19 protein-coding genes, 1 other RNA gene and 2 pseudogenes are annotated in these 25,769 nt (G+C 67.1%); 14 read left to right on the top strand and 8 right to left on the bottom strand.

What is annotated here, in order from left to right; translation table 11 throughout:
• Positions 1–133: 133 nt before the first annotated feature.
• The 3 genes from smc to ligA all read left to right on the top strand — a co-directional run bounded on the left by smc (position 134) and on the right by ligA (position 7,060).
• Positions 134–3,622: a chromosome segregation protein SMC gene (gene smc, locus NF616_RS10235; RefSeq protein WP_252273147.1), complete on the top strand. Its 3,489-nt coding sequence runs from the start codon at positions 134–136 to the stop codon at positions 3,620–3,622.
• A gap of 187 nt (positions 3,623–3,809) precedes the next feature.
• Positions 3,810–4,622 carry a cell division protein ZipA gene (gene zipA / locus NF616_RS10240; RefSeq protein WP_252273148.1) on the top strand — a complete coding sequence of 271 codons (813 nt, stop codon included), beginning with the start codon at positions 3,810–3,812 and terminating at the stop codon, positions 4,620–4,622.
• A 68-nt stretch (positions 4,623–4,690) separates the two neighbouring features.
• Positions 4,691–7,060, top strand: a complete 2,370-nt coding sequence (gene ligA, locus NF616_RS10245; protein WP_252273149.1) for an NAD-dependent DNA ligase LigA — start codon at positions 4,691–4,693, stop codon at positions 7,058–7,060.
• 36 nt (positions 7,061–7,096) lie between these two features.
• Here ligA and NF616_RS10250 read toward each other — a convergent pair whose 3' ends face one another.
• Positions 7,097–7,405, bottom strand: coding sequence for a TRL-like family protein (locus NF616_RS10250; RefSeq protein ID WP_252273150.1), 309 nt, complete (start codon positions 7,403–7,405; stop codon positions 7,097–7,099).
• A gap of 125 nt (positions 7,406–7,530) precedes the next feature.
• Positions 7,531–7,821 carry an HU family DNA-binding protein gene (locus tag NF616_RS10255; protein ID WP_286675005.1) on the bottom strand — a complete coding sequence of 97 codons (291 nt, stop codon included), beginning with the start codon at positions 7,819–7,821 and terminating at the stop codon, positions 7,531–7,533.
• Positions 7,822–7,932: 111 nt separating this feature from the next.
• On the opposite strand from NF616_RS10255, the pseudogene NF616_RS21405 reads away from it, so the two are divergent.
• The 3 genes and pseudogenes from NF616_RS21405 to ffs form a co-directional block, all read left to right on the top strand.
• A pseudogene (locus NF616_RS21405) lies at positions 7,933–8,709 on the top strand (HAMP domain-containing protein); the annotation flags it as partial.
• Positions 8,710–8,787: 78 nt separating this feature from the next.
• The gene (locus NF616_RS21410; protein ID WP_434091881.1) at positions 8,788–9,567 is read left to right on the top strand and encodes a methyl-accepting chemotaxis protein; all 780 of its coding nucleotides are present in this window, start codon (positions 8,788–8,790) and stop codon (positions 9,565–9,567) included.
• A gap of 173 nt (positions 9,568–9,740) precedes the next feature.
• Positions 9,741–9,837: signal recognition particle sRNA small type (ffs, locus tag NF616_RS10265), an RNA gene on the top strand.
• 63 nt (positions 9,838–9,900) lie between these two features.
• Here the strand turns inward: ffs and NF616_RS10270 are convergent.
• From NF616_RS10270 to imuA, 3 genes and pseudogenes are all read right to left on the bottom strand, one after another.
• Positions 9,901–12,974: pseudogene (locus NF616_RS10270) on the bottom strand (error-prone DNA polymerase).
• Positions 12,971–14,377 (bottom strand): Y-family DNA polymerase, encoded by a 1,407-nt coding sequence (locus NF616_RS10275; protein WP_252273153.1) that lies wholly within the window; start codon positions 14,375–14,377, stop codon positions 12,971–12,973. The pseudogene NF616_RS10270 and the gene NF616_RS10275 overlap by 4 nt, the downstream one beginning before the upstream one ends.
• Positions 14,378–14,384: 7 nt before the next feature.
• Positions 14,385–14,990: a translesion DNA synthesis-associated protein ImuA gene (gene imuA, locus NF616_RS10280; RefSeq protein ID WP_252273154.1), complete on the bottom strand. Its 606-nt coding sequence runs from the start codon at positions 14,988–14,990 to the stop codon at positions 14,385–14,387.
• A 194-nt stretch (positions 14,991–15,184) separates the two neighbouring features.
• On the opposite strand from imuA, the gene dnaX reads away from it, so the two are divergent.
• From dnaX to recR, 3 genes are all read left to right on the top strand, one after another.
• A complete protein-coding gene (gene dnaX / locus NF616_RS10285) occupies positions 15,185–17,338 on the top strand; it encodes a DNA polymerase III subunit gamma/tau (RefSeq protein WP_252273155.1) in 2,154 nt (717 codons plus the stop codon).
• Between the two features lie 24 nt (positions 17,339–17,362).
• Positions 17,363–17,689: a YbaB/EbfC family nucleoid-associated protein gene (locus tag NF616_RS10290; RefSeq protein ID WP_252273156.1), complete on the top strand. Its 327-nt coding sequence runs from the start codon at positions 17,363–17,365 to the stop codon at positions 17,687–17,689.
• Between the two features lie 266 nt (positions 17,690–17,955).
• Complete coding sequence (recR, locus tag NF616_RS10295) at positions 17,956–18,555, top strand: recombination mediator RecR (protein WP_252273157.1); 600 nt, start codon at positions 17,956–17,958, stop codon at positions 18,553–18,555.
• A gap of 99 nt (positions 18,556–18,654) precedes the next feature.
• Here recR and NF616_RS10300 read toward each other — a convergent pair whose 3' ends face one another.
• Positions 18,655–19,059, bottom strand: a complete 405-nt coding sequence (locus NF616_RS10300; RefSeq protein ID WP_252273158.1) for a hypothetical protein — start codon at positions 19,057–19,059, stop codon at positions 18,655–18,657.
• Positions 19,060–19,268: 209 nt separating this feature from the next.
• Here NF616_RS10300 and NF616_RS10305 point away from each other — a divergent pair, with 209 nt between their 5' ends.
• From NF616_RS10305 to NF616_RS10325, 5 genes are all read left to right on the top strand, one after another.
• Entirely contained in the window at positions 19,269–19,763 is a 495-nt protein-coding gene (locus NF616_RS10305; protein ID WP_252273159.1) for an eCIS core domain-containing protein, read from the top strand.
• 60 nt (positions 19,764–19,823) lie between these two features.
• Entirely contained in the window at positions 19,824–20,972 is a 1,149-nt protein-coding gene (locus tag NF616_RS10310; RefSeq protein ID WP_252273160.1) for an acyl-CoA dehydrogenase family protein, read from the top strand.
• A gap of 108 nt (positions 20,973–21,080) precedes the next feature.
• Complete coding sequence (locus NF616_RS10315) at positions 21,081–21,530, top strand: hypothetical protein (RefSeq protein WP_252273161.1); 450 nt, start codon at positions 21,081–21,083, stop codon at positions 21,528–21,530.
• Between the two features lie 66 nt (positions 21,531–21,596).
• Positions 21,597–21,902, top strand: coding sequence for a hypothetical protein (locus NF616_RS10320; protein WP_252273162.1), 306 nt, complete (start codon positions 21,597–21,599; stop codon positions 21,900–21,902).
• A gap of 401 nt (positions 21,903–22,303) precedes the next feature.
• Positions 22,304–22,531, top strand: a complete 228-nt coding sequence (locus tag NF616_RS10325; RefSeq protein ID WP_252273163.1) for a hypothetical protein — start codon at positions 22,304–22,306, stop codon at positions 22,529–22,531.
• 7 nt (positions 22,532–22,538) lie between these two features.
• Here the strand turns inward: NF616_RS10325 and NF616_RS10330 are convergent, their stop codons facing one another.
• Positions 22,539–23,513 (bottom strand): Csu type fimbrial protein, encoded by a 975-nt coding sequence (locus tag NF616_RS10330; RefSeq protein ID WP_252273164.1) that lies wholly within the window; start codon positions 23,511–23,513, stop codon positions 22,539–22,541.
• Positions 23,510–25,717, bottom strand: coding sequence for a fimbria/pilus outer membrane usher protein (locus tag NF616_RS10335; protein ID WP_252273394.1), 2,208 nt, complete (start codon positions 25,715–25,717; stop codon positions 23,510–23,512). The genes NF616_RS10330 and NF616_RS10335 overlap by 4 nt, the downstream gene beginning before the upstream one ends.
• Positions 25,718–25,769: the final 52 nt, after the last annotated feature.

Here is a 25,769-nt window from a genome sequence, read left to right on the forward strand (position 1 = left end):
CTGCGAAAAACCCTGTGATACACTCGCGCGACTTCCCGTTTCGCCCCTCAATCACAAGGATTTCCATGCACTCGATGGCAGCGGACAGCTATGTCCCGCGTGGCGCCGACCCGGTCTTCGCGCAGGCTCCGGCATGCGCCTGAAGTGCATCAAGCTGGCGGGCTTCAAGTCCTTCGTCGACCCCACCACCGTGAGCTTCCCGAACAACATGGCGGCGGTGGTCGGGCCCAACGGCTGCGGCAAGTCCAACATCATCGACGCCGTGCGCTGGGTGATGGGCGAGAGTTCGGCGAAGAACCTGCGCGGCGAGTCGATGACCGACGTCATCTTCAACGGCTCCAACACCCGTAAGCCGGTGACCCAGGCCTCCATCGAGCTGATCTTCGACAATTCCGACGGCAGCCTGGTGGGCGAATACGCGGCCTTCGCCGAAATCTCCATCCGCCGCCGGGTGACCCGCGACTCGCAGAACACCTATTTCCTCAACGGCACCAAGTGCCGCCGGCGCGACATCACCGACATCTTCCTCGGCACCGGCCTGGGCCCGCGCAGCTACTCGATCATCGAGCAGGGCATGATCTCCAAGCTGATCGAGGCCAAGCCCGAGGATCTGCGGAATTTCATCGAGGAAGCCGCCGGCATCTCCAAGTACAAGGAGCGCCGCCGCGAGACAGAGAGCCGCATCCGCCGCACCCAGGAAAACCTGGCGCGTCTGACCGACCTGCGCGAGGAGCTTGAGCGCCAGCTCGAACGCCTGCATCGCCAGGCCCAGGCGGCGGAGAAGTACCAGGAATACAAGGCCGAGGAGCGCCAGCTCAAGGCGCAGCTCGCCGCCCTCAAATGGCAGGCGCTGAATGAGCAGGTCGGCGCCCGCGAGAAGGTCATCGGCGACCAGGAAGTGGCCTTCGAGGCCCTGGTGGCCGAGCAGCGCAGCGCCGACGCCAGCATCGAGCGCCTGCGCGACGGTCACCACGAGCTGTCCGAACGCTTCAATCAGGTGCAGGGCCGTTTCTATTCGGTGGGCGGCGACATCGCCCGGGTCGAGCAGAGCATCCAGCACGGCCAGCAACGCCTGCGCCAGCTGCAGGACGACCTCAACGAGGCCGAGCGCGCGCGTCTGGAGACCGAGTCCCACCTGGGCCACGACCGCACCCTGCTGGCGACCCTGGGCGAGGAGCTGGACATGCTCGCGCCCGAGCAGGAGCTGACCGCCGCCGCCGCCGAGGAGTCCGCTGCCTCGCTGGAAGAAGCCGAGAGCGCGATGCACGGCTGGCAGGAGCAGTGGGAGGGCTTCAACCAGCGCAGCGCGGAGCCACGCCGCCAGGCCGAGGTGCAGCAGTCGCGCATCGCCCAGCTGGAGCAGAGCCTGGAGCGCCTGGTCGAACGCCAGCGCCGTCTCGCCGACGAACTCGCGCAACTGGCCGCCGATCCCGAAGACGCGGCGATTCTCGAACTCTCCGAACAGCTGGCCGCCAGCGAGCTGCAGCTCGAAGAGCTACACGCTGCCGAAGAAGGCCAGGCCGAGCGCCTCGAACAGTTGCGCGGTGAGCTGCAGCGGGCCATCCAGGCCCAGCAGCAGGCCCAGGGCGAGTTGCAGCGCCTGAACGGCCGCATTGCCTCGCTGGAGGCGCTGCAGCAGGCCGCGATGAATCCCGGCAAGGGCGCCGCCGAGTGGCTGCGCGAGCAGCAGCTGAGCCATCGTCCGCGCCTGGCCGAGGGCCTGCGCGTGGAGAACGGCTGGGAGCTGGCGGTGGAGACGGTGCTGGGCGCCGATCTGCAGGCCGTGCTGCTGGACGATTTCGACAACCTGAACCTGAGCGGCTTCGACCAGGGCGATCTGCGCCTGATCGATCCGCAGCGCGGGGGCGAGCGCATCGCCGGCAGCCTGCTGGACAAGGTCGAGGCCAATATCGACCTGGCACCCTGGCTGGGCAAGGTGCGCCCGGTGGAGAGCCTGGATCAGGCCCTGGCCCAGCGCCTTCAATTGGGCGACGGCGAGTCGCTGATCAGCCGCGAAGGCTACTGGGTCGGTCGGCATTTCCTGCGGGTGCGCCGCGCCAGCGAGGCAGAAAGCGGCGTGCTGGCCCGTGGTCAGGAACTGGAGCGCCTGCAGGACGAGCGCGACGAGCGCGAGGCGGCGCTGGCCGATCTGGACGAGCGCCTGCAGCAACTACAAATGACCCAGCGCCAGCAGGAAGAGGCACGCGAACAGCAACGCCGCCTGGTGCAGGACGAATCACGTCGCCAGGGCGAGCTGAAGGCCAGGCTTTCCGCCGGCCAGGCCAAGGCCGAGCAGCTGGCCTTGCGCCGTCGTCGCCTGGACGAAGAGCAGGGTGAGGCCGCCGAGCAGCGCGAGCTCGAGCAGGAACAGCTGGGCGAGGCGCGCCTGGTGCTGCAGGACGCGCTGGACGCCATGGCCATCGACACCGAGCAGCGCGAGACCCTGCTGGCCAGCCGCGACCAGCTGCGTGAGCGCCTCGACCGGGTACGCCAGGAGGCGCGCCAGCACAAGGACCACGCTCATCAACTGGCCGTGCGACTGGGCTCTCTCCGCGCCCAGCACGAATCCACCCGTCAGGCCCTCGAGCGTCTGGAGCTGCAGTTCGAGCGCGCCATCGAGCGCCGCGAGCAGCTCACTCTCAATCTGGAGGAAGGCGCCGCGCCGCTGGAAGAGCTGCGCATGAAGCTCGAGGAGCTGCTGGAGCGGCGCATGGGCGTTGAGGACGAACTCAAGCTCGCCCGCCTGGCCCTGGAAGACGCCGACCGCGAGCTGCGCGACGCCGAGAAGCGTCGCAGCCAGGCCGAGCAACAGTCGCAACTGCTGCGTGGCCAGCTAGAGCAGCAGCGCATGGACTGGCAGGGCCTCAACGTGCGACGCAAGGCGCTGCAGGAGCAGCTGCTGGAGGAAGGCTACGACCTGCACGGCGTGCTCGCCACGTTGCCGGACGAGGCCAGCGAGGCGGCCTGGGAACAGCAGCTGGAGCAGTTGGCGGCGCGCATCGGCCGTCTCGGCGCGATCAACCTGGCAGCCATCGACGAATACCAGCAGCAGTCCGAGCGCAAGCGCTACCTGGACGCGCAGAACGCCGACCTGGTGGAGGCGCTGGAGACCCTGGAGAACGTCATCCGCAAGATCGACAAGGAAACCCGCAATCGCTTCAAGGAGACCTTCGACCAGATCAACGCCGGCCTGCAGGCGCTGTTCCCCAAGGTCTTCGGCGGCGGCCATGCCTACCTGGAGCTGACCGGCGAGGACCTGCTGGACACCGGCGTGGCCATCATGGCCCGCCCGCCGGGCAAGAAGAACAGCACCATCCACCTGCTGTCCGGCGGCGAGAAGGCGCTGACCGCGCTGGCGCTGGTATTCGCGATATTCAAATTGAACCCGGCACCGTTCTGCATGCTCGATGAGGTGGACGCGCCGCTCGACGACGCCAACGTCGGTCGCTATGCGCGGCTGGTCAAGGAGATGTCGGAGACCGTGCAGTTCATCTACATCACCCACAACAAGATCGCCATGGAGATGGCCGATCAGCTGATGGGGGTGACCATGCACGAGCCGGGTTGTTCGCGCCTGGTGGCGGTGGACGTGGAAGAGGCCATGAATCTGGTGGAGGCTTGAAACTTCAGGAAATGCCCGGCGACGGTGCACATTTACCGTTCGTCGTGCTAGCTTAGGCCTCACTTTTATTACACGCGGATTTTACCTGTAGAAACATACAGTTATCCGCGTTTCAAGAGGGCAGGAAGCCCTTGTTTTCATTAGTTTTTCATTTTTCATCTTCATCGCTCAGGGGCTTGGGATTTACATGGAGCTGCGTTATTGGCTGATCGTCATCGGTGTCATCGTCATTGTCGGGATTCTGTTCGACGGCTGGCGGAGGATGCGGGGCGGCAGCGGTAAGTTGAAGTTCAAGCTGGACCACAGTTTCAGCAACCTTCCGGATGACGACTCCGACCCGGATCTGCTCGGCCCGGCGCGGGTCATCGATCGCAAGCGCGAACCCGAATTCAACGAAGCGGACATGCCCACCGTCAGCGCCAGCGAGCTCAATCGCAAGCGCAACATCGAGCCGCGCCAGGGCGACCTGGCCCTGGATGCCGACGAGCCGGTCCCGACCCTGCTGACTCCGGTGGAGGAAGAGGACGACCTGGCCGACATGAAGCCGAGCAAGGACCTGCCCCCGGTCGAGGAAGTGCTGGTGATCAACGTGATCGCCCGTGACGCGGACGGCTTCAAGGGCCCGGCACTGCTGCAGAACATTCTGGAAAGCGGCCTGCGCTTCGGCGAGATGGACATCTTCCACCGCCACGAGAGCATGGCCGGCAACGGCGAGGTGCTGTTCTCCATGGCCAACGGCGTCAAGCCGGGCACCTTCGACCTGGACGACTTCGACCTGTTCTACACCCCGGCGGTGAGCTTCTTCCTCGGCCTGCCGGGCCCACGCCATCCCAAGCAGGCGTTCGACCTGATGATCGCCGCCGCGCGCAAGCTGGCCCACGAGCTGAACGGCGAGCTGAAGGACGACCAGCGCAGCGTGATGACCGCGCAGACCATCGAACACTATCGCCAGCGCATCGTCGAATTCGAACGCAAGAAGCAGCTCGCCGGCAAACGCTGATCGCTTTGCCGCATGCATCCCCAAGAGCAGCCTAGGCTGCTCTTGTCGTTTTCCAGGACACACGCACCATGACCGACGCCGCCCAACGTGTTGCCGAGCTCCGCGCCGAGCTGGACGAGCACAACTACCGCTACTACGTGCTCGACGAACCGAGCGTGCCCGACGCCGAGTACGACCGGCTGTTCCGCGAGCTGCAGGCACTGGAGGCCGAGCATCCGGAACTGGTGACGCCGGAGTCGCCGACCCAGCGCGTCGGCGGCGAGGCCCTGAGCGCCTTCGGCCAGGTGCGCCACGAGGTGCCCATGCTCAGCCTGGGCAATGGCTTCGAGGAGGACGACCTGCGGGGGTTCGACCGCAGCGTGCAGAGCGGTCTCGGCCTCTCCGGCGGTGGCCATGCCGCAGACCTGTTTGGCGGTGGCGCCGAGGTGGCGTACAGCTGCGAGCCCAAGCTCGACGGTCTGGCGGTCAGCCTGCTGTACCGCGACGGCCAACTGGTGCGCGGAGCCACCCGCGGCGACGGCAGCACAGGCGAGGACATCAGCGCCAACGTGCGTACCATCCGCAACGTGCCGCTGCGCCTCAAGGGCGAGGGCTGGCCGGCGCTGCTGGAAGTGCGTGGCGAGGTGTACATGCCCAGGGCCGGCTTCGAGGAGCTCAACGCGCGCCAGGCCGAGGTGGGTGGCAAGACTTTCGCCAACCCGCGTAACGCCGCCGCCGGCAGCCTGCGCCAGCTGGACTCGAAGATCACCGCCAGCCGCCCGCTGGAGTTCTGCTGCTATGGCGTCGGCCAGGTCAGCGGCGAGCTGCCCGACACCCAGTTCGACATGCTGCAACGCCTGAAAACCTGGGGTCTGCCGATCAGCCGCGAGCTGAAGCTGGCCCAGGGCGTTGAGGCCTGCCTGGAGTACTACCGCGACATCGGCGAGCGGCGCATGGCGCTGCCTTACGACATCGACGGCGTGGTGTTCAAGGTCAACAACATCGAGGACCAGCAACAGCTGGGCTTCCGCGCGCGCACCCCGCACTGGGCGTTGGCCCAGAAGTTTCCTGCCCAGGAGGAACTCACCGAGCTGCTCGACGTTGAGTTCCAGGTCGGCCGCACCGGCGCCGTCACTCCGGTGGCGCGCCTCAAGCCGGTCAAGGTTGCCGGCGTCACTGTGGCCAACGCCACCCTGCACAACATGGACGAAGTCGCGCGACTGGGGTTGATGATCGGCGACACCGTGATCATCCGCCGCGCCGGCGACGTGATTCCGCAGGTGATGCAGGTGGTCACCGAACGCCGCCCGGCGGACGCCCGCGCGGTGCACGTGCCCGAGCAGTGCCCGGTGTGTGGCTCCGCCGTCGAGCGCACCCAGCTGATCAAGCGCAGCAAGGGCCGCGAGACCACCAGCGAGGGCTCGGTCTATCGCTGCGTCGGCCGCCTGGCCTGCGGCGCGCAGCTCAAGCAGGCGATCATCCACTTCGCCTCGCGCCGCGCTCTGGATATCGAGGGCCTCGGCGACAAGATCGTCGAGCAGCTGGTGGACACCGGCCTGGTGGCCTCGCCGGCCGACCTGTTCACCCTGACCTACGAGCAGGTGGTGGCGCTGGAGGGCTTCGCCGACCTGTCGACCCGCAACCTGCTGGCGGCGATCAAGGACAGCGCTCGCCCGACCCTGGCGCGCTTCATCTACGCCCTGGGCATTCCGGATGTGGGTGAGGAGACCGCCAAGTTGCTGGCCCGCGCCCTCGGCTCCCTGGCGCGTATTCGCGTGGCGCTGCCGGAGGTGCTGACCTACCTGCCGGACATCGGCCTGGAGGTGGCTTCGGAGATTCACAACTTCTTCGAGGACGCGCACAACCTCAAGGTCATCGACGACCTGCTGGCCCGCGGCGTCGAGCTGCAGGAGGAGGGCGACCTCAGCCCCGAGTTCTCCGCCTGCGCGACCCTGCCGGGCTTTATCGACAAGCTCAACATCCCCTTCATCGCCGCCACCGGTGCCGAGAAGCTGGCGGCCAGGTTCGGCAGTCTGGAGGGCGTGATCAACGCCGACTGGCTGGACCTGCGTCAGGTCGAGCGTCTCAACGAAAAAGCCGCGAAATCCCTGCGCGACTTCTTCGATACCCCGGCCAACGCCGAGCGCGCCGCACGCATCGAGGCGCAGCTGCGTGAATTCGGCATGCACTGGGCGAGCGAGAAGAAGGTGGTCGAGGGCTTGCCGCTGGCGGGGCAGACCTGGGTGCTGACCGGCACGCTGGAGGCCATGAGCCGCGATGTCGGCAAGGACAAGCTGGAGAGTCTGGGCGCCAAGGTGGCGGGTTCGGTGTCGGCGAAGACCGCCTGCGTGGTGGCGGGGCCGGGCGCCGGTTCCAAGTTGACCAAGGCCAACGAGCTGGGCGTGAAGGTGATGGACGAGGCGGAGTTTCTACAGCTGCTGGCCGGCTACGGCCTCTGAACGGGAGGCCCCGGCGGACGCCGGGGCCCGGCGCCATCACTGGCCGGTGACGTTGACGCAGGTCTTGCCGTAGAAGGGGTAGAAGCCCTTGGTGTGGTAGTCCGCGCTGGCCACGGTGGAGATGTTGCCGTTGGCCTTGGCCGCTTCGATGGAAGCGTCGCCCTTGTTGACGAGACCGATGATGGTGGTGGCGCAGGCAGTGCCCTGCTTGCTGCCCTGGGCGGTGGTGGCGGTGATCGGGCCCTTCACGTCGGTGATCAGGCCGACGCCTACCGGGGACAGGCCGTTGGCGCAGCCGCTCAGCAGGGTGGCGAAGGCAGTGGCAGTCAGAATACGTTTCAGCATTTTCTAGCATCCTTGGCTTTTAGTACGACCCGGCCCAATACCGGGCTGGCAGCGACCTTACTCAAGGATGCACTGCGGCACAAACGCGCGTGTCCGCAGCGTTGACTGGTTCAAATTCTGCCGAATCAGTTCAGGCCGTCGACCAGCGCCTTGGCCGGCACCAGCTTGACCGCCTTCTTGGCGGCGATCTGAATCGCCTTGCCGGTGGCCGGGTTGCGGCCGGTTCGGGCCGGGCGCTCGCTGACCTTGAGTTTGCCGATGCCCGGCAGGCTGATCTCGCCGTCATTCTCCAGGGCATCCGCGACGATCTCGCCGAGTTGGGCGAGCAGGGCGCGCACGTCGCTCTTCTGCAGGTCGGTGGCTTCGGCGAGATCGGAAATCAGCTGCTCTTTGGTGATGGCCATGAGGCGCTCCATACGGGGGAAGGGGCCCAGCGGGTGGGCGTTACGGCCGGCACGCTACCACAAAGCGATGACGGATGAGGGCGGCTATGCTGGATCCATGATCACTGCGCTTCGGAGTCGACCATGCTGCGTCTGTTCGCCGATCTGGGGTTCCGCTGGAAAATCGCTCTACCGATCCTGCTGCTCGCCATGCTGCTGCTGGTCATGGGTGGCCTGGGCATGCAGGGCATCGGTCAGGTGGCCGATTCCAGCACGCGTCTCGCCCATCGCTACCTGCCCGCCATCAGCCTGCTGCTCAATGCCGACCGCGACCTCTACCAGGCCTTCGTCGCCGAACGCAGCCTGCTCGACGAGGCGGCCGGCCAGTATGCCGATGCCCTCAAGGCCTCCCATGCGGAGAACCTGCAGCAGGCCTACGAGCGCGTGCACAAGTATGCCGACATGCAGCCCGGGCCTGAGGCCGCCAGGCTGGTGGCCGATTTCGACCGCGGTTTCGCCCAGTGGCAGGCCACCTCCAGCCGGGTCGTGGAGCTGGCAACCAGCGACCCGGCGGCGGCATCCGCCCTCAGTTTCGGCGATAGCGAGGCGCACTTCGAGGCGATGCGCGAGCCCATCGACAAGCTCGGCGAGCTGGAAGACAACGCCGCCAGCGCCGAGGGCGCTGCGGCCATCGAACTGGGCGACCAGCGCAGCTGGCAACAGGGCATGGTGATCGCCGTCGGCCTGCTGCTCTGCGTGGTGCTGGTGCTGGGCTTCCCGGCGCTGGTGACCCGCCCGTTGCACAACCTGCTGTACCGCATCGAGCAGATCGCCGAGGGCGACGGCGACCTGCGCGTGCGCCTGGACGTGCTCTCGCGCGACGAACTGGGCAAGCTCAGCGACGCCTTCAACCGTTTCCTCGACAAGCTGCAGCCTCTGATCCGCGAGGTCGGCCGGGTGACCGGCGAGGTCGCGGACTCGGCACAGACTCTGGCGGGGATGGCGGCGGCCAACGATCGCCTGATCAGCAGCGAGCATGCGGCGGTGGACCAGGTCAGTACCGCGGCCACCGAGATGAGCGCCGCCGTGCACGAGGTGGCGCGCAACGCGCAGAACGCCGCGGATGCCGCGCGTACTGCCGAGGTGCAGTCGCGTGAGGGCGCCGAGGTGGTCGGTGCGACCATCCACGCGATTCGCCAGCTGGCCCATGAGGTCGAGAGCGCCTCGGAAACCATCCAGACCCTGGAGCAGGAAACCGCCAACATCGGCGCCGTGCTGGCGGTGATCAAGGGCATTGCCGAACAGACCAATCTGCTGGCGCTGAATGCCGCTATCGAGGCGGCGCGGGCGGGCGAGCAGGGCCGTGGTTTCGCCGTGGTCGCCGACGAGGTACGCGCCCTGGCTGCACGTACCCAGGACTCGACCAAGGACATCCAGCAGATGATCGAGCGCCTGCAGGTCGGCGTGCAGAACGCGGTCAGGGCCATGCACTCCGGCAGTGCCAAGGCCCGCGACAGCGTGGAGCGTGCCGCCGGGGTGGATGGCGCGCTCTCGGCCACCGGCGACTCGGTGGCGCGGATCAACGACATGGCCGCGCAGATCGCCACCGCCTGCGAGGAGCAGAGCAGCGTGACCGAGGAGATCGCCCGCAACATCAGTGACATCCGCGACTTGTCCAACGAGGCGGCGCAGACCTCGGAAAAGAGCACCCAGGCCAGCGCCCGGCTGTCGGAGCTGTCTCACGGATTGGCGCAGCTGGTCGGCCGTTTCCGCGTCTGAGCGCGGCGCTGCATGCCGCCGCACCCGCCGGTTGCGGATCGTCCGGCGATGGCCGAGGCCCGTTTCCTGCTTCGGCACGGCAGAGCGGGCCTCGCGTCTAAGTGGTTGTAACTTCTCGGTTTGCCAGTACAATGGCGCGGCCCGTCGCTCGACGGGCGTCGTTATGGTGGTCCCATCGGTCCCCCCGCAACGATTACCCGTCAACCTGGTCAGGTCCGGAAGGAAGCAGCCACAGCGGGAACATCGTGTGCCGGGGTGTGGCTGGTGGGGCCGCCTCCAATCTTCCCCCCTCGTATTTGTTCCCCCACGGACTCGCGCCGCGTTTCGTCGTGCCTATTTGAAATCCCGGCTGCGCACGTCCAGGCCGTCGAGCAGGGGCGTGAGGTCGTGCAGGCGCCCGGCGATGACGTGGCGCACGCCGTCGGCCTGCTCCAGATGGCCGTCCACCTGCATCAGCCGCGAGCCGACCAGCACGCGGCGCTGGCGCTCGGCCAGTTCCAGGCGGACCACTACGTTGAGCATGCCGTGTTCGTCTTCCAGGGTGACGAAGGTGATGCCGCTGGCGGTCTGCGGTCGTTGCCGGCCGATGACCAGGCCGGCGACTTTGACCAGGCGGCCGTTGTTGAGCCCATCGAGTTCCTGGGAGCTGCGGCAGCGGCGTGCGCGCAGGTCGTCACGCAGCAGGCTCAGCGGGTGCGGGCCCAGGGTGGTGCCGAGGGTGGCGTAGTCGGTCTGCACTTCCTCGCCCAGGCTGGGCCGCGGCAGGTCGACGGGCACCTCGTCGGCGGCCGGCAGGTCGGCAAACAGCGGTGCCTGGCGCTCCACGCCGGCGATGGCCCAGCGCGCCAGGTGGCGGTGGCCGACCAGGTTGTGCAGGGCGCCGGCGTCGGCGAGCAGGGCGCGGCTACGGTCGTCCAGGTCGGCGCGCAGGCAGAGGTCGGCGATATCGCTGAAGGGACGCAGGCGGCGCACGGCCTCCAGGCGTCGCGCCTGTTCCTCGCGCAGCCCGCGGATCAGTCCCAGGCCCAGGCGTAGAGCCAGTTGCCCGTTCTCGCCCGGCTCCAGGCTGCAGTCCCAGTCGCTGTGGTGCACGTCCAGCGGGCGTATCTCGATGTGGTGTCGTCGGGCGTCCTGCAGCAACTGGTCGGGGCTGTAGAAGCCCATCGGCCAGCTGTTGATCAGGGCGCAGGTGAAGGCCGCCGGTTCGTGGCACTTGAGCCAGCTGCTGGCGTAGGTGAGCAGGGCGAAGCTGGCGGAGTGGGATTCCGGGAAGCCGTAGTTACCGAAGCCCTTGATCTGCTCGAAGATGCGCGCGGCGAACTCGGCGGTATAGCCGCGCGCCAGCATGCCCTCGGTCAGGCGCTGCTGGTGTGGTTCCAGCCCGCCGCGGCGCTTCCAGGCGGCCATGCAGCGGCGCAGGTCGTCGGCCTCGCCGTGGGTGTAGCCGGCGGCGACCACGGCCAGTTCCATCACCTGTTCCTGGAACAGCGGCACGCCCAGGGTGCGCTCGAAGACCTTCTTCAGTTCCTCGCTGGGGTAGGTGACTTCTTCTTCACCGTTGCGACGGCGCAGGTAGGGATGGACCATGTCGCCTTGGATCGGACCCGGGCGGACGATGGCCACCTCGATCACCAGGTCATAGAACTTCTCGGGTTTGAGCCGCGGCAGCATGGCCATCTGCGCCCGCGACTCGATCTGGAACACGCCGATGGTGTCGGCCCGGCTGATCATCTCGTAGGTGGCCTTGTCTTCCGTGGGTAGCGTCGCCAGGGTCCAGCGCTGGCCGCGATAGCGTCGATCAGGTCGAAGCAGCGGCGCAGGGCGGTGAGCATGCCGAGGGCCAGCACGTCGACCTTGAGCAGGCCGACCTCGTCCAGATCGTCCTTGTCCCACTGGATCACCGTGCGCTCGGCCATGGCTGCGTTTTCCACCGGCACCAGTTCGGTCAGGGGCCGCTCGGAAATGACGAAGCCGCCGGGGTGTTGCGACAGGTGCCGGGGAAAACCGATCAGCGCGTCGGTCAGTGCCAGCACCCGGCGCAGTGCCGGGCTTTCCGGGTCGAAGCCGGCCTCGCGCAGACGCTCGGGTGATGGCAGTCGATCGGTCCAGCGGCCGCAGCAGTCGGCCAGGTCGCCTTGCTGCTGCGCCGGCAGGCCGAGGGCCTTGGCCACGTCGCGAATGGCGCCGGCGCCGTGGTAGGTGTTGACCACGGCGGTGAGGGCGGCGCGGTCGCGACCGTAGCGACGGAACACGTACTGGATGACTTCCTCGCGGCGCTCGTGCTCGAAATCCACGTCGATGTCCGGCGGCTCGTTGCGCTCGCGTGACAGGAAGCGCTCGAACAGCAGTCGGCGGCCTTCCTGTAAGGGGTCGAGCTCGGTGATGCCGAGGACGAAACACACCGCCGAGTTGGCCGCAGAACCTCGGCCCTGGCAGAGGATGTGCTGGCGACGGGCGTAGGCGACGATGTCGTGGACGGTGAGGAAATAGCTCTCGTACTTCAGTTCGGCGATCAGCTGCAGTTCCTTCTCCAGCTGTTCGCGGGCCTTCTGCGTCACCCCTTTCGGCCAGCGCTTGTGCGCGCCTTGCTCGACCAGGTGGCGCAGCCAGGTGGTGGGCGTCTCGCCCTTGGGCACGACCTCATGGGGATATTCGTACTTCAGATCATCGAGGTCGAAGCGGCAACGCTCGGCGATGCGCAGGCTCTCCTCCAGCAGCTCGGGCGGGTACAGCTCGCGCAGCTCGTCCAGACGGCGCAGGTGGCGTTCGCCGTTGGCGAACAGGTACTGGCCGGCCTCGGCCACGGTCAGGTGATGGCGGATGGCGGTCATGCAGTCCTGCAGAGCACGACGACCTCGGGCGTGCATGTGTACATCGCCGCAGGCCACGGCGGGGATGCCGGTTTGTTCGGCCAGTACCAGTAGCTCGGCTAGGCGCCCGGCATCGTCCGGGCCGCGGTGCAGCTCCACGCCCAGCCACAGCCGCTGGGGGAACAGTGTCTGCAGCCAGTGGCCGTCCTCGTGTTGCTGGTCGGGCAGCCAGATCGCCAGCAGGCCTTCGAGCGGTGTCTGCAGGTCCTCGCGCAGCAGGCGGTAGCGCCCCTTGTCGGCGCGCCGACGGGCGAGTGTGATCAGTTGGCACAAGCGCTGGTAACCGCTCAGGTTTTCCACCAGCAGGACCAGCTTGGGGCCGGCCTCGATGCGCAGCTCGCAGCCGACGATCAGCGCCACATCGCTGCCCTTGGCCGCCTGCTTGGCGCGCACGATGCCGGCCAGGCTGCATTCGTCGGTGATGGCCAGGGCGCGGTAGCCCAGGCGCTGGGCGCGCTCGAACAGTTCCTGGGCACTGGAGGCGCCGCGCTGGAAGCTGAAGTTCGACAGGCAGTGCAGCTCGGCATAGCCGCTCATGCGAACCACCCGTGCAGCTGGAACGGCTCGTCCGTGCCGGCGCCGCGGAACACCCAGGCACGCTGGCCATTGCGGGTTTCCACCCGGTAGTAGTCGCGGCGCAGATCGCCACCGTCCCACCAGCCGGATTCGATGCGCTCCGGGCCGGTGAGGATATGGGCCAGGGGCTCGCGTAGGGGCTGCGGTTCTGCCAGCAGCCAGCCCGGTCGCGGCCGATCGGACAGCGGTGGAGCCATGCCGGGGTGCGGCCGCCAGGCCTGCTCGGGGCGCGGATCGGCATGGGCATTGAGCCCGTGCAGGGCCTCGTCACCGAGGCGTGCGCGCAGCCGCTCGCGCAGCTGGTCCCAGCTCTGGTTCTGCTGGGGCCGTGGGTCGAACAGCTCGCGGCATTCCGGCACGAAGGTCGGCAGGTCACGCGCGGTCAGCACCAGGGCCAGCACCGGTGCGGGAAGCTGCAGTTGCTCCAGACGTGCGCGAGTCAGCTCGAAGAGCATGCCGGCGTCGCGTTCGGCGGCCAGCAGGCCGACCTTCAGCTCGGTGGGCGCGCCGCTGCGGTGCTCCAGCGCCAGGCTGAAGCGCTGCACGCCACTGTCGCGGCCGGCCAGGTAGGCGGCTAGATCGCCCAGGGCGCGGCGCAGCGGGAAGAGCAGGGCCTGGTGCGACTCCACCTCGAAGTTCAGCTCGATGCGGGTAGCGAACTCATCGGGCGGCAGATAGAAGTCCAGCCCCAGCGGGCGATGGCCGAGCAGCAGGTCCAGTTGTTCCAGCAGCACGGGCGGAAAGCGTCGGGCCAGACCCGCGCGCGGCAATTGCAGCACCTGGCGCAGCTGGCGCAGGCCCATGCGAGTCAGTGCCGTGGCCATCTCGCCGGGCAGGCCGGCGCGGTTGACCGGCAAGCGCTCGATGGCCCGTGGCAGTTCGTGTTCGGCGACGGCCAGACCGTCGTGCGCGTTGGCCAGGGCACGGGCGGCGGCAGGGTTGGGCGCCAGGACGATGCGGTGGCGATAGCCCAAGCTATCGAGCTCGGCGCGCAGGCGCGCCTCCAGGCGTGGCCAGGGGCCGAGCAGGGCCAGGCTGGAATGCACCTCCAGCAGCAGGGCGCGCGGGTAGTGCAGGCTGACCTGGGAGCTGAAGCGGTAGGCCCAGGCGGCGAGGAACTGCTGGCAGCGCTCCACGGCGGCCAGGTCGTAGTCGGCGGTGGCGAAGTCGCGGCTCAGCAGCTGGGCGGCGGTGAGCGCCATGCCCGGGCGCAGGCCGAGGTCGCGCGCGGCTCCATTGATCGTCTGCAGCACGCGGCGATTGGCCGGGCCGCTGAGCAGGGCCAGCGGCGCCTGTGGATCGTCGCGCTGACGCAGCGCGTGGTCCAGCGCCAGTTGTGGCAGGAGAATGCAGGCCCAGCGCATGTCGACCTCAAAGCGCGATGGCGCGGGCCGGCGCAAGGCCGCCGCGACACTTGAGCACGCGCACCCGCGCCGGTCCTTCCAGGAGCAGACGCAGGGCGGCGGGCGAGGGGTTATGGGCTGCGCTGGCCGGACGATAGGCGAAGCCCAGGGTCTGCCCGGTCTCGGCCGCTACCTGCAGGCGGCGCAAGGCGCGGTCGCTGGCCTGGCGCGGCCAGCACAGCACGGCGCCGCAACTGCCGGAGCGCAGGCATTGCTCGGCGGCCCACAGGGCGTCTTCCTCGTTGGCGCGAATCACCTCCAGCGATTGCAGGTCGAGCCCGGCCGCCTGCCAGGCCGGGGCGTAGGGCAGGAAGGGCGGGGCGACCAGCACCAGGCGCTCGCCGGCCCGGCTCAGGCGGGCCAGGGTCGGCCACAGCAGCTGCAGTTCGCCTCGGCCCGGCATGGGCAGGAGAATCTCGCTCAGCGCCGCCTCCGGCCAGCCGCCGCTGGGCAGAGCGGCATCCAGTGCGGCGTGCTCGCTCGGCTGGGTGCCGACGGCCGGCCCCAGGGGCTGGCCTTTCCAGACACGGCGCTCGTCGAGCAGTCGATCCAGGGCGATGACCGATGCATTCATGGCAGGCACCGGAAAGAAGAGGAGGCTGGGGAGGGCATGAGAAAATCGCTAAATACTGTATATAAAAACAGTATTCGATGAGTCCGGTGCCGGCAAGCCCGGTCCGATGAGGGGCACGGACCGCGGCGGATGCAATTTGCCCGGTGCTCCGCTAGGATTAGCCACTTCCGCACTCCCAGCCGCGACGGTTTTTCATGAGTTATCAGGTTCTTGCACGTAAATGGCGCCCGCGCAGCTTCCGCGAGATGGTCGGCCAGACCCATGTGCTCAAGGCTCTGATCAACGCGCTGGACAGCCAGCGCCTGCACCACGCCTACCTGTTCACCGGTACCCGCGGCGTGGGCAAGACCACCATCGCGCGGATCATCGCCAAGTGCCTGAACTGCGAGACCGGCATCAGCGCCAGCCCCTGCGGCCAGTGCTCGGTGTGCCGGGAGATCGACGAGGGCCGCTTCGTCGACCTGATCGAGGTGGACGCCGCGAGCCGCACCAAGGTCGAGGACACCCGCGAGCTGCTGGAGAACGTGCAGTACGCACCGACCCGCGGGCGCTACAAGGTCTACCTGATCGACGAAGTGCACATGCTCTCCACGCACTCGTTCAACGCGCTGCTCAAGACCCTCGAAGAGCCGCCGCCCCACGTCAAATTCCTGCTCGCCACCACCGACCCGCAGAAACTGCCGGTCACCATCCTCTCGCGCTGCCTGCAGTTCAGCCTGAAGAACATGCCGCCGGAGCGGGTGGTTGAGCACCTGACCCATGTACTGACTGCCGAGAGCATTCCCTTCGAGGAAGACGCCCTGTGGCTGCTCGGTCGCGCCGCCGATGGCTCGATGCGCGACGCCATGAGCCTCACCGACCAGGCCATCGCCTTCGGTGAAGGCAAGGTGCTGGCGAGCGACGTGCGTTCGATGCTCGGCACCCTCGATCACGGCCAGGTCTACGGCGTGCTGCATGCGCTGCTGGAAGGCGACGCCCGCGCGTTGCTGGAAGCGGTACGCCACCTGGCCGAGCAGGGCCCGGACTGGAACGGCGTGCTCGCGGAAATGCTTAACGTGCTACACCGCGTGGCCATCGCCCAGGCACTGCCGGAGGCGGTGGACAACGGCCAGGGCGACCGCGACAAGGTGTTGGCGCTGGCCCAGGCGCTGCCGGCCGAGGACGTGCAGTTCTACTACCAGATGGGCCTGATCGGCCGCCGCGACCTGCCGCTGGCGCCGGAGCCGCGCGGCGGCTTCGAGATGGTGCTGCTGCGCATGCTGGCGTTCCGCCCGGCCGATGCCGATGGCGCGCCCCCACGCTCTCCATTGAAAGAGCTACCGCTAAAGAATCTGGGGATCAGCAAGGCCACAGCTGATTCCGACAAGACCCCGGTGGCCGGCGCAGCCCCCGTTGCCGCGCCGGCCGCTATCGTTGCTCCGGTTGCTCCGGTTGCTCCGGTTGCTCCGGTTGCTCCGGTTGCTCCGGCTGTTGCGCAGCCTGTGCCTGCCCCCGAATCTGTCCCGGCTCCGGCTCCGGCTCCGGCTCCGGCTCCGGCTCCGGCTCCGGCTCCGGCTCCGGTTGTTGCATCGGATCCCGAACCGCTCCCCAAACCCGTTCCCGCCGTGGTCGCCACGCCGCCGGCCGAGTCCGCAGCCATGCTCGAGGCGCTGGCCGAGCCCGCGGCGGCTGTCGATGTGCCCTGGGCACAGAGCGCGCCGGTAGAGTCCAGCCCGCCTCCGGCTCCGGTCGCCGAGCAGCCCCAGGTCGCCATCGTGGAAGGCCCCGTGGATGAGCCCGTGGCGCTGCCGTTGGGCGAGTCGGCGGCTCATGTGGTCGACTCTGCCGAAGATGACGACGAGCCGCCGCCCGGCGACTACGACTACTACGAGGCCGATGCCGACAGCCTCGACTACGATTTCGATGCGCCCGCCGCCGCACCGGCCGAGCCCGAGCCGCTGCCGCCCGCGCAGCCGGCCACCGGCCTGGCCGCCGAATGGCTCGACCTGTTCCCGCGCCTGGGCCTCTCCGGCATGACCGGCAGCATCGGCGCCAACTGCACCCTGATCGAGGCCAACGGCGACGACTGGCTGCTGCACCTAGACCCGGCCCACAGCGCGCTGTTCAATGCCACCCAGCAGCGTCGCCTGAACGAGGCGCTCAACCAGCACCTGGGGCGCAACCTGAAGCTGCGCATCGAGCTGCTGCGCCCCGAGCAGGAAACCCCGGCCCAGGCCGCCGCGCGCAGGCGCGCCGAGCGCCAGCGTCAGGCCGAGCAGTCGATCCACGACGACCCGCTGGTGCAGCAGATGATTCAACAGTTCGGCGCCGCGATCCGCGCCGACTCCATCGAACCCCTGACTCTCTGAGTCGGATAGCTGAGGAACATCACCATGATGAAAGGCGGCATGGCAGGCCTGATGAAGCAGGCCCAGCAGATGCAGGAAAAGATGCAGAAGATGCAGGAAGAGCTGGCCAACGCCGAAGTCACCGGCCAGTCCGGCGCCGGCCTGGTGAGCGTGGTGATGACCGGCCGCCACGACGTCAAGCGCATCACCCTGGACGACAGCCTGATGCAGGAAGACAAGGAAGTGCTGGAAGACCTGATCGCCGCCGCGGTGAACGACGCCGTGCGCAAGATCGAGCAGAACAGCCAGGAGAAGATGTCGGGCATGACTGCCGGCATGCAGCTGCCCCCCGGCTTCAAAATGCCTTTCTGAGTCGGGCCGCCCAGTCAACGCACATGGCTGCGTTGCTCGAAGGCGCGGGCATCCTCATTTACACCAGTAAACTCCGGTGCCCACGCCTTCTCGCGCCTTGCCCTGCACGTCGCCTGAACGCCCCTTGCTCCGTGCCGGGCCATTCAAATAGCCGTAGCCCGGATGGGGCTCCTGAGCCTCGTAGCCCGGATGAAATCCGGGAACGGCCAACTCCCGGATTGCATCCGGGCTACATGTCCTGACCATTCGAATAGCGACACTTGCCCATGAGCTTCAGCCCGCTGATCCGCCAACTGATCGATTCGCTGCGCCTGCTGCCCGGTGTCGGGCAGAAGACTGCGCAGCGCATGGCCCTGCAGCTGCTGGAGCGTGACCGCAGCGGCGGCATGCGTCTGTCGCAGGCGCTGGCGGCGGCAATGGAGGGGGTCGGGCACTGCAAGCAGTGCCGCACCCTGAGCGAGGACGAGCTGTGCCCGCAGTGCAGCGACCCTCGCCGCGACGACTCGCTGCTGTGTGTGGTCGAGGGGCCGCTGGACGTGTTCGCGGTGGAGCAGACCGGCTATCGCGGGCGCTACTTCGTGCTCAAGGGTCATCTCTCTCCGCTGGACGGCCTGGGCCCGGAGGCCATCGGCATTCCCGAGCTGCTGGCGCATATCGGCACCAGCCAGTTCAGCGAAGTGATCCTCGCCACCAACCCGACGGTGGAAGGCGAGGCCACGGCCCACTACATCGCGCAGATGCTGACGGGCAAGAACATCGTGCTGTCGCGCATCGCCCACGGTGTACCGCTGGGTGGCGAACTGGAACTGGTCGACGGCGGCACCCTGGCCCACGCGCTGGCCGGGCGACGGCCGATCTCCGGCTGAGTCGGCGCAAGCACGCAGCCACTGCTTGCCGACGCCCGGCAGCTGACCTGCCCGAAATTCCCATCGACCATCACGGAGCTCTGAACCCGTGAACTCGCCTCACTTCAGCCCGGTAAAGGCCGGCGCGTTGTCGCGGTAGTGGGCGAGGGCGTCGACGAATCGCTCCGCCTGCTCGCGATCGGCGATGCGGAACTCACGCAGGGTGTCGCCGCCCGGGCCGCTCAGGCGTACCCGGTAATCAGGGCCGTGGCGACGCAGCTCGATGCTGTCGAGTGAGCTGAAGTAGATTCGCTCGCGGATGTCCTGAGGCGTGCCGGTGGCGGCATCGGCCTCGTTGCGAAAGCCGAGGAAGCGGCTGTCGAGGTAGGTGGCGGCAGTCTGCTGGTTCGCCACCTCGGTGATCACCGCGTAGGCCTCGCGTTCGGAAATGGCCCGCGGCTGGTATTCGACCGTTGCGCACCCTGCCAACAGCAGGACGCACAGGATGATGCGGAAGGTCTGCATCGTTGCTCTCCCTGCAGCGCATTAGGGAAATGCCGGCTCCCCGCGCCGGTCATGGCGTGCGCCGCCATCCGCTGCCATGATGGCGACCCACCGCTTCCCCCCGAATTACTCCTGGAAAATCCGTGATTCCTGCTCTTGTTCGCCGCGCCGTGCTGCTCCTCGTTCTGGGAGCACCGTTCGGTGCTTCTGCCGCCTGCCCGGTGGGGCAGATGGAAATCTGCCTCGCCAGCTGCATCTGTGTGCCCGACGTGGAGCAGGTCCGCGAGCGGGTCCTCGGCTCGGCCTCGGTGACGCTCGAGCGCTGGATCCTGCAGTCGCGCGATACCGCCCTGATGGCCGGGACCCTGCCGATGCCGCTGGAAATCCGCGCACGGCTGTCGCCCTATTACGACAGCGACCTGCTCGACACGGTTCGCTATCGCGTCGGTGCGCTCGACGAGTTGGATGTGGCCAGCACCATGCTGCAGAACCCGGATATCAAGGCGGTGACGCTGGTCGATGTGGTGGTGTTCCGCAGCCAGGAGGCCGCCGAACAGGACACCGGGCTCTGGGCCCACGAGCTGTTTCACGCCAAGCAGTACCGCGAGTGGGGTTCGACCGGCTTCGCCCAGCGCTACACCCGCGACTTCGAGGCCGTGGAGCAGCCGGCCTATGCCATGCAGATCCGGGTGATGCAGGCGTTGCTCAGGCCGAAGAAGCCATGACTTGAAAACCAAGCAAGCGCTCGGTTAGGGTGGCGCAAACAAAAACGGGAGACCACCCGCATGTCCGCCTTCCAGGAATACTTCGACGAATCCCATCAACTGGTCCGCGATTCGGTGCGCCGTTTCATCGAGCGCGAGGTCCTGCCGCACGTGGCGGACTGGGAGGAGGCCGAGGAATTCCCCCGCGAGCTGTACCGCAAGGCCGGTGCCGCGGGCATTCTCGGCATCGGTTACCCGGAGCATTACGGCGGCAGCCATGAGGGCGACCTGTTCGCCAAGGTAGCGGCCAGCGAAGAGTTGATGCGTTCCGGCTCCGGCGGCCTTGTCGCCGGCCTCGGCTCGCTGGATATCGGCCTGCCGCCGGTGCTCAAGTGGGCCAAGCCGGCACTGCGCGAGCGCGTGGTGCCCGCAGTGCTGGCCGGCGAGAAGATCATGGCCCTGGCCGTGACCGAGCCGTCCGGCGGCTCCGACGTGGCCAACCTCAAGACCCGCGCCGTGCGCGATGGCGACTTCTATCGCGTCACCGGCAGCAAGACCTTCATCACCAGCGGCGTGCGCGCCGACTACTACACCGTGGCCGTGCGCACCGGCGGCGAGGGTTTCGGCGGTGTCAGCCTGCTGTTGATCGAGAAGGGCACGCCCGGTTTCAGCGTCGGCCGCTCGCTGAAGAAGATGGGCTGGCGCGCCTCGGACACCGCCGAGCTGTTCTTCGACGACTGCAAGGTGCCGGTGGAGAACCTGGTCGGTGCCGAGAACATGGGCTTCGCCTGCATCATGGCCAACTTCCAGAGCGAACGCCTGAGCCTGGCACTGATGGCCAACATGACCTCGCAGATGGCATTGGAGGAAGCCCTGGCCTGGGCCCGCGAGCGCGAGGCCTTCGGCAAGCCTGTCGGCAAGTTCCAGGTGCTCAAGCATCGCCTGGCCGAGATGGCCACCCAACTGGAAGTCTCCCGCGAGTTCACTTATCGCCAGGCCGCCAAGATGGCCGCCGGCAAGAGCGTGATCAAGGAAATCTCCATGGCCAAGAACTTCGCCACTGACGTGGCCGACCGCATCACCTACGACGCCGTGCAGATCCTCGGTGGCATGGGCTACATGCGTGAATCGCTGGTGGAGCGCCTGTACCGCGACAACCGTATCCTCTCCATCGGCGGCGGCTCGCGGGAGATCATGAACGAGATCATCAGCAAGCAGATGGGGCTCTAGCACGAGCCTTCTGGACAGCACAGGGGCAAATGGGTAGCTTCGCATGCCGCCCAGACAGCGCCTTCGCTGACGCTGCAGGCGATCATCCAAAAACATCAAGGAAGAAAAATGAACACGTTCAAATCCGTGCTGGCCGGCTGCTTTATTGCTGCAGCAACGCTTTCCGCTCCGGTGTTAGCCGGTGACACGGCTGCTGCGTTGGGCAGTTGTCTGGGTGACCACACGACAGGCAAGGACCGCAAAGACCTGGCTCAGTGGGTATTTGCCGCGATGGCAGCTCACCCGGAAATCAAGCCTCTCTCCAATGTGACCGAGGCCAATCGCGAAGAGATGGACAGAAGCATGGCCGCTCTGGCTACCAGGCTGTTGACTGAGAACTGCAGGACCGAGGCTAAAGCGGCCATTTCCACCGGAGGCAGCGCAGCAATCGAGGCGGCCTTCGAGGTGCTCGGCCAACTGGCCATGCAGGAAATCATGTCGGATGCGTCAGTGAATGCATCGATTACCCGATATGGAAAGTACCTGGACAATGCGAAGTTCGAAGCCGCGTTTAAATAATGGCCCCAAACCTCTCTTGTTCGCCATCGGGCCTTGATCGCGCAGGTAGCGCTGACCGTGTGCGCTGTGGTCCTGCTGTTCGCCGGGTATACGCACCTGACGAATCCCGAGGGAATACTGCTCTACACGCCGCCCGCCGATGGGGCTCGCCCTAGAGGCACGCCAGCGTTTGCGCTTGGGCTGGTGATCGGTTTCGGCCTGTCGGCGTTGGTTTCCCTGGCGCTGCTGTTGCCCGGGGTGCTCGGAGGCTATCTGGCTCACCGAATCGGCGCTGCAATGGTGGTCGATGCCATGAACCGTTATTGCCTGGCCGCTTTCGCCGCGGCTGCGGCGTCGCTCCTCGGCTGTCTCTGCGCCTTGGCGTTTCTCTGATTCCTCGCGGGAACTATCGTCGCTGAACAACGCGAGAGAGCCGGTCTGCATCCTTTGATTCAGGCATTGGCGGCATCGCCTGCTGACCTGAGACAGGGCGATCCGTAAATCCTACCCGTCCGCTGACATCCCGCACCCTTGTAAGCCAAAAGCTATCTCTTTCGTCGGAAAAAGGGTGATTCCACATTGATATCACCGTTTTGCCCGCTTACCCTGTGCCCACTATCGCTTCAGCTGTCGGCCCGTGAGGCCCGCCAGTCCAGTTCTACGGATGGACTATTCAGTAACCAATAGGCCGCAGTTACCGTAGAGCAGTCGGTATGTACCTCCAGCGAACTCTCCTCCCCATCGTGGCGTTTGCCGTTCTCATCATCCCTGCTGTCCAGGCCCAGGCGGGGCAGGTGGGCGGGCAGATCGGAATCAGCCTGACCATCGTCAAGAGCTGCCAGGTGGCGAGCGAAACCTCCCTCGATACATACCGGGTCAGCAGCCAGGGCTGCGAAGCCTCGGCGTTCCAGCTGCAGGACGAACGCGGCCGGCCCATGGCGGCGCAGCCATCCGGGCAGGACGCCGTCACCCGCGTGGAAAGCGCCGACGGCGCTGGCTCGCGCGTGGTCGTGTATTGGTAGGCCCGCTTCAGTAGCTGATGATTAGCAGCACGTTGTCGATGTAGGTGCCCGCCGGCACGTTGGGCTGGCCGGGGTCGATGACCGCCCGGTAGGGGAAAATCTGCGCAGTGCCGGTGCCGGTGGCGCTCAGGGGCGTCGCGTTGTCCCAGATGACGTTGCTGTTGGGGCGGTACAGGTGATAGCGCAGGTACCGGCCGCTGCCCGCCGCCAGTCGTCTCCAGGTCGATTGGAAATTCTCACCATTGTCGAAGCCCAGGGTGTAGCCCTCGGTGTTGGTGCAGGTCACCGTGACCGATTGCACCTGCGGGCTGAACTGGCTGACCAGTGCCTGGCTGCCGAAATTTACCGGTGGAACGTTGTTGATCTGACAGGCCTTGGTGACCACCAGCGTGATATTGATCGTGACCGGCGAGCCTGTGCCCCAGTTGGTCGGTACGCCGCAGATGCCGAGCGGGCAGTTCTGGGTCAGCCCAGGGCTGCGCTCCCAGGCGCAGATGTTGATCAGGCCGAGTGTGCAGATCGCCCATTGCCAGCGCAGGTTGACAGTTGCCGTATAGGTGCCGGCCGGCACATTGGGTCCGCTGTCGGTGCGGAAATACAGGGCGATCGCCGTCGCGCTGGCGCCCAGGGTCAGCAGGTTGACGCTGTCCAGCTGACGCGGCGTCCCCGGGGGCAGCGGCTGGGTGTAGCCGATGTCCTGATAGATCTGGAAAGGGATCTGGTTGCCATTGCCGTCGCGCAGCAGCAGCGGTGCCGGGGTGTTTACCGTGACCCGCACATAGGCGGCGGTGAGCAGCGTCAGCACGCCCTCGCAGCCCAGGCCGGCACCAGCGGCGGCCTGCTGGGGTTGAGCGCGCAGGCTCAACGAGTTGGTGCTGCCCAGATTGACCGCCGTGGTGGCGGTGATGCAAACCGCCCGTGCCGGCGAGGCCGCCAGCAGGCCGAGCAGCATCAGCAGAGCGAGCAGGCCGCGGCGGCTCATGGCGCGACTGCCGAACGCTGACAGGGCAGCGGGCCGATCAGGGCGATTTCCTGCGCCTGCGGCTCCAGCGTGAACCGGCTGCTGCAAACCGCACCGCTCGGCAGCCTCACGTCCAGGCGGTTGTCCTGCTCCAGCCCCTCCAGATACACCTGGCCGTCCCAGCCGACATAGGTCTGCTGCCCCGAGGGTAGGTGGGTGACGCGCGAACCCCTCGGCAGCGCTGTGCCACCGGCGTCGGTCAGGGTGATGCTGGCGGACAGGCGATTCTCCAGGGCGAATTCCAGCAGCGCGCCGCTGCCCTCGTGCACGGCGATCTGCCGCTGGGTGTCGCCGCTCTGCACGTTGCTCGGCAGCTGCAGCAGGTCGACCTCGTACTGGCCCGCATAATAGGACGGTACCCAGGGCACCAGCAGGTAGCCGGCTTCGTCGGTGCTGCCGAGCAGCTGGTGCTCGAAGCGCACCGGCACATCGGCATAGCCGCGGGTGCTGACCACGACGAAGGCATCGTCGATGCGGTTGGCGGCGAACATCTGCCCCTGCATGGCGACCAGCGAGCCGCTCGCGCCGCCCCAGTGGGTGGTGACTTCGCCGTCTTCGTAGATGCCCGCCTGCAGCTGGGCCTTGCTGGTGCGCCAGGTAAGGTCTGCCTGGCGGTATTCGCTCTCGCCGCCGGCATAGCCCAGATTCCAGCCCAGGCCGCCGTCGCTGGGCGGGGTGCGGCTGTAGTTGACCCGCGTGCGCTGGTCGCCCTCGCTGTTGCGCTCGAGGCCGGCGGAGACTGTGGACAGCAGGTCGAAGGGGATCACGACCTGCGCCTGGGCGGAATAGCCCGACTCGCCGATTTCCCGGTTTACCGAGAGGTAGACGCTGCTGTTGCTCCACAGGCTCTTCGACCAGGAGAGGTTCAATAGCCGGGTACGCGTGCCGTCCTGCTCTTCATTGGCGAAGTAGCCGACGCCGAACGAGCCGAGGCGCTCGGGACTGAAGGTGAAGGTCAACTGATCGCTGAGTTTGCTCAGCCGGCCGCCACTGGTGCCGTCCTCGAGGGCGACGACGCGGCTGAGATCGGCATAGTCCGAAGTGCGCTGGATACGCTGGGCGGTGATACCGAAGCGCCGCGCGTAATAGCTGTAGCCCAGGCTGTACTGCTGGCCATTGCCCAGGCCCTGGCTCTGGCTGAGCGAGGCGGTGAGGGTACCGAACAGGCCGACACCCCAGGTGCCGCCGACCCCGCCCAGGCGCAGGTCGTCGCCGAGCTCCGCGTGACCCTCGAGGGTGAAACTGTCGCTGATGCCATAGCGCAGAGTGCCGCTGCTGGCGAAGCTGCCGTAGGAGAAGTTATCCACGCCATAGTCGCGGCGCAGCTTGCCGGCGGAAAGCGAATAGTCGAACAGCCCCTTCTTGAGCAGCGTGTCGGTGACGTAGAACGGTACGGCGGTGCTCACCTGGCGACCGAGGGCGTCGGTGGTGACCAGGGTCGCGGTGCCGGCGCCGCTGATGTAGGGCACGGTGTTGAGGGTGAAGGGCCCGGGGCGCAGGTTTTCGCTGCTGACCCGCGAGTTGTCGATGAACAGATCGAGGGTGCTGGGCACCGCGGCGTCGCCCTCGAAGCGCGGCAGCGGGTAGGTGATCAGGTCCGGACGCAAGGAGAAGTTGCGGGCGATCTGCAGGCCGCCCAGGCGTACGGCGCTGTTCCAGGTCAGCGCGTCGGTGATCAGGTCGCCGCCGCCGAAGCTCATCAGGTCGTCCTGGCGGTTGAAGCGCCAGGTGGTGTCGTAGCGGATGTAGCCGTCCTGGTAGCTCGGCCCGCTGAAGCTGTGGCGGTACACGCCGGTGTTGGACACCACGCCGAAGCCGTCGAACACGCGCTGTTCCAGCCAGGTGTTGGCGAAGTGCACGCCGCTGTCACTGTCGCTGTAGTAGAGGTCGTAGTTGAACAGCATGCCGAAGGAGCTCTGCGCCGGCAGCGGCTCGGTGAGGCGGGTGGTGTCGAAGCTCTGTTCCGGCAGCCATTCGCTGGGCAGGGTGAGCAGCAGGCGCTGGCTGTCCTGCTGATACTCGCTGCCGAGGTCGGCGATGCCGTCCAGCGCCACCCAGGGTTCGCCCGTGGACTCGACCCGCACGCCGGCGGCGATCAGCTCGCCGCGCTCGACGAAGAGACGCCCCTGGCTCTCGCGCACTTCCACCACCTTGCCGCTCGGCATCGCGTTCACCAGCAGCTCCAGGTACAGCAGTTGGGCGTCTGCCAGTTGCTCA

Source organism: Pseudomonas subflava (genome assembly GCF_023823685.1).
Lineage (GTDB): Bacteria > Pseudomonadota > Gammaproteobacteria > Pseudomonadales > Pseudomonadaceae > Aquipseudomonas > Aquipseudomonas subflava.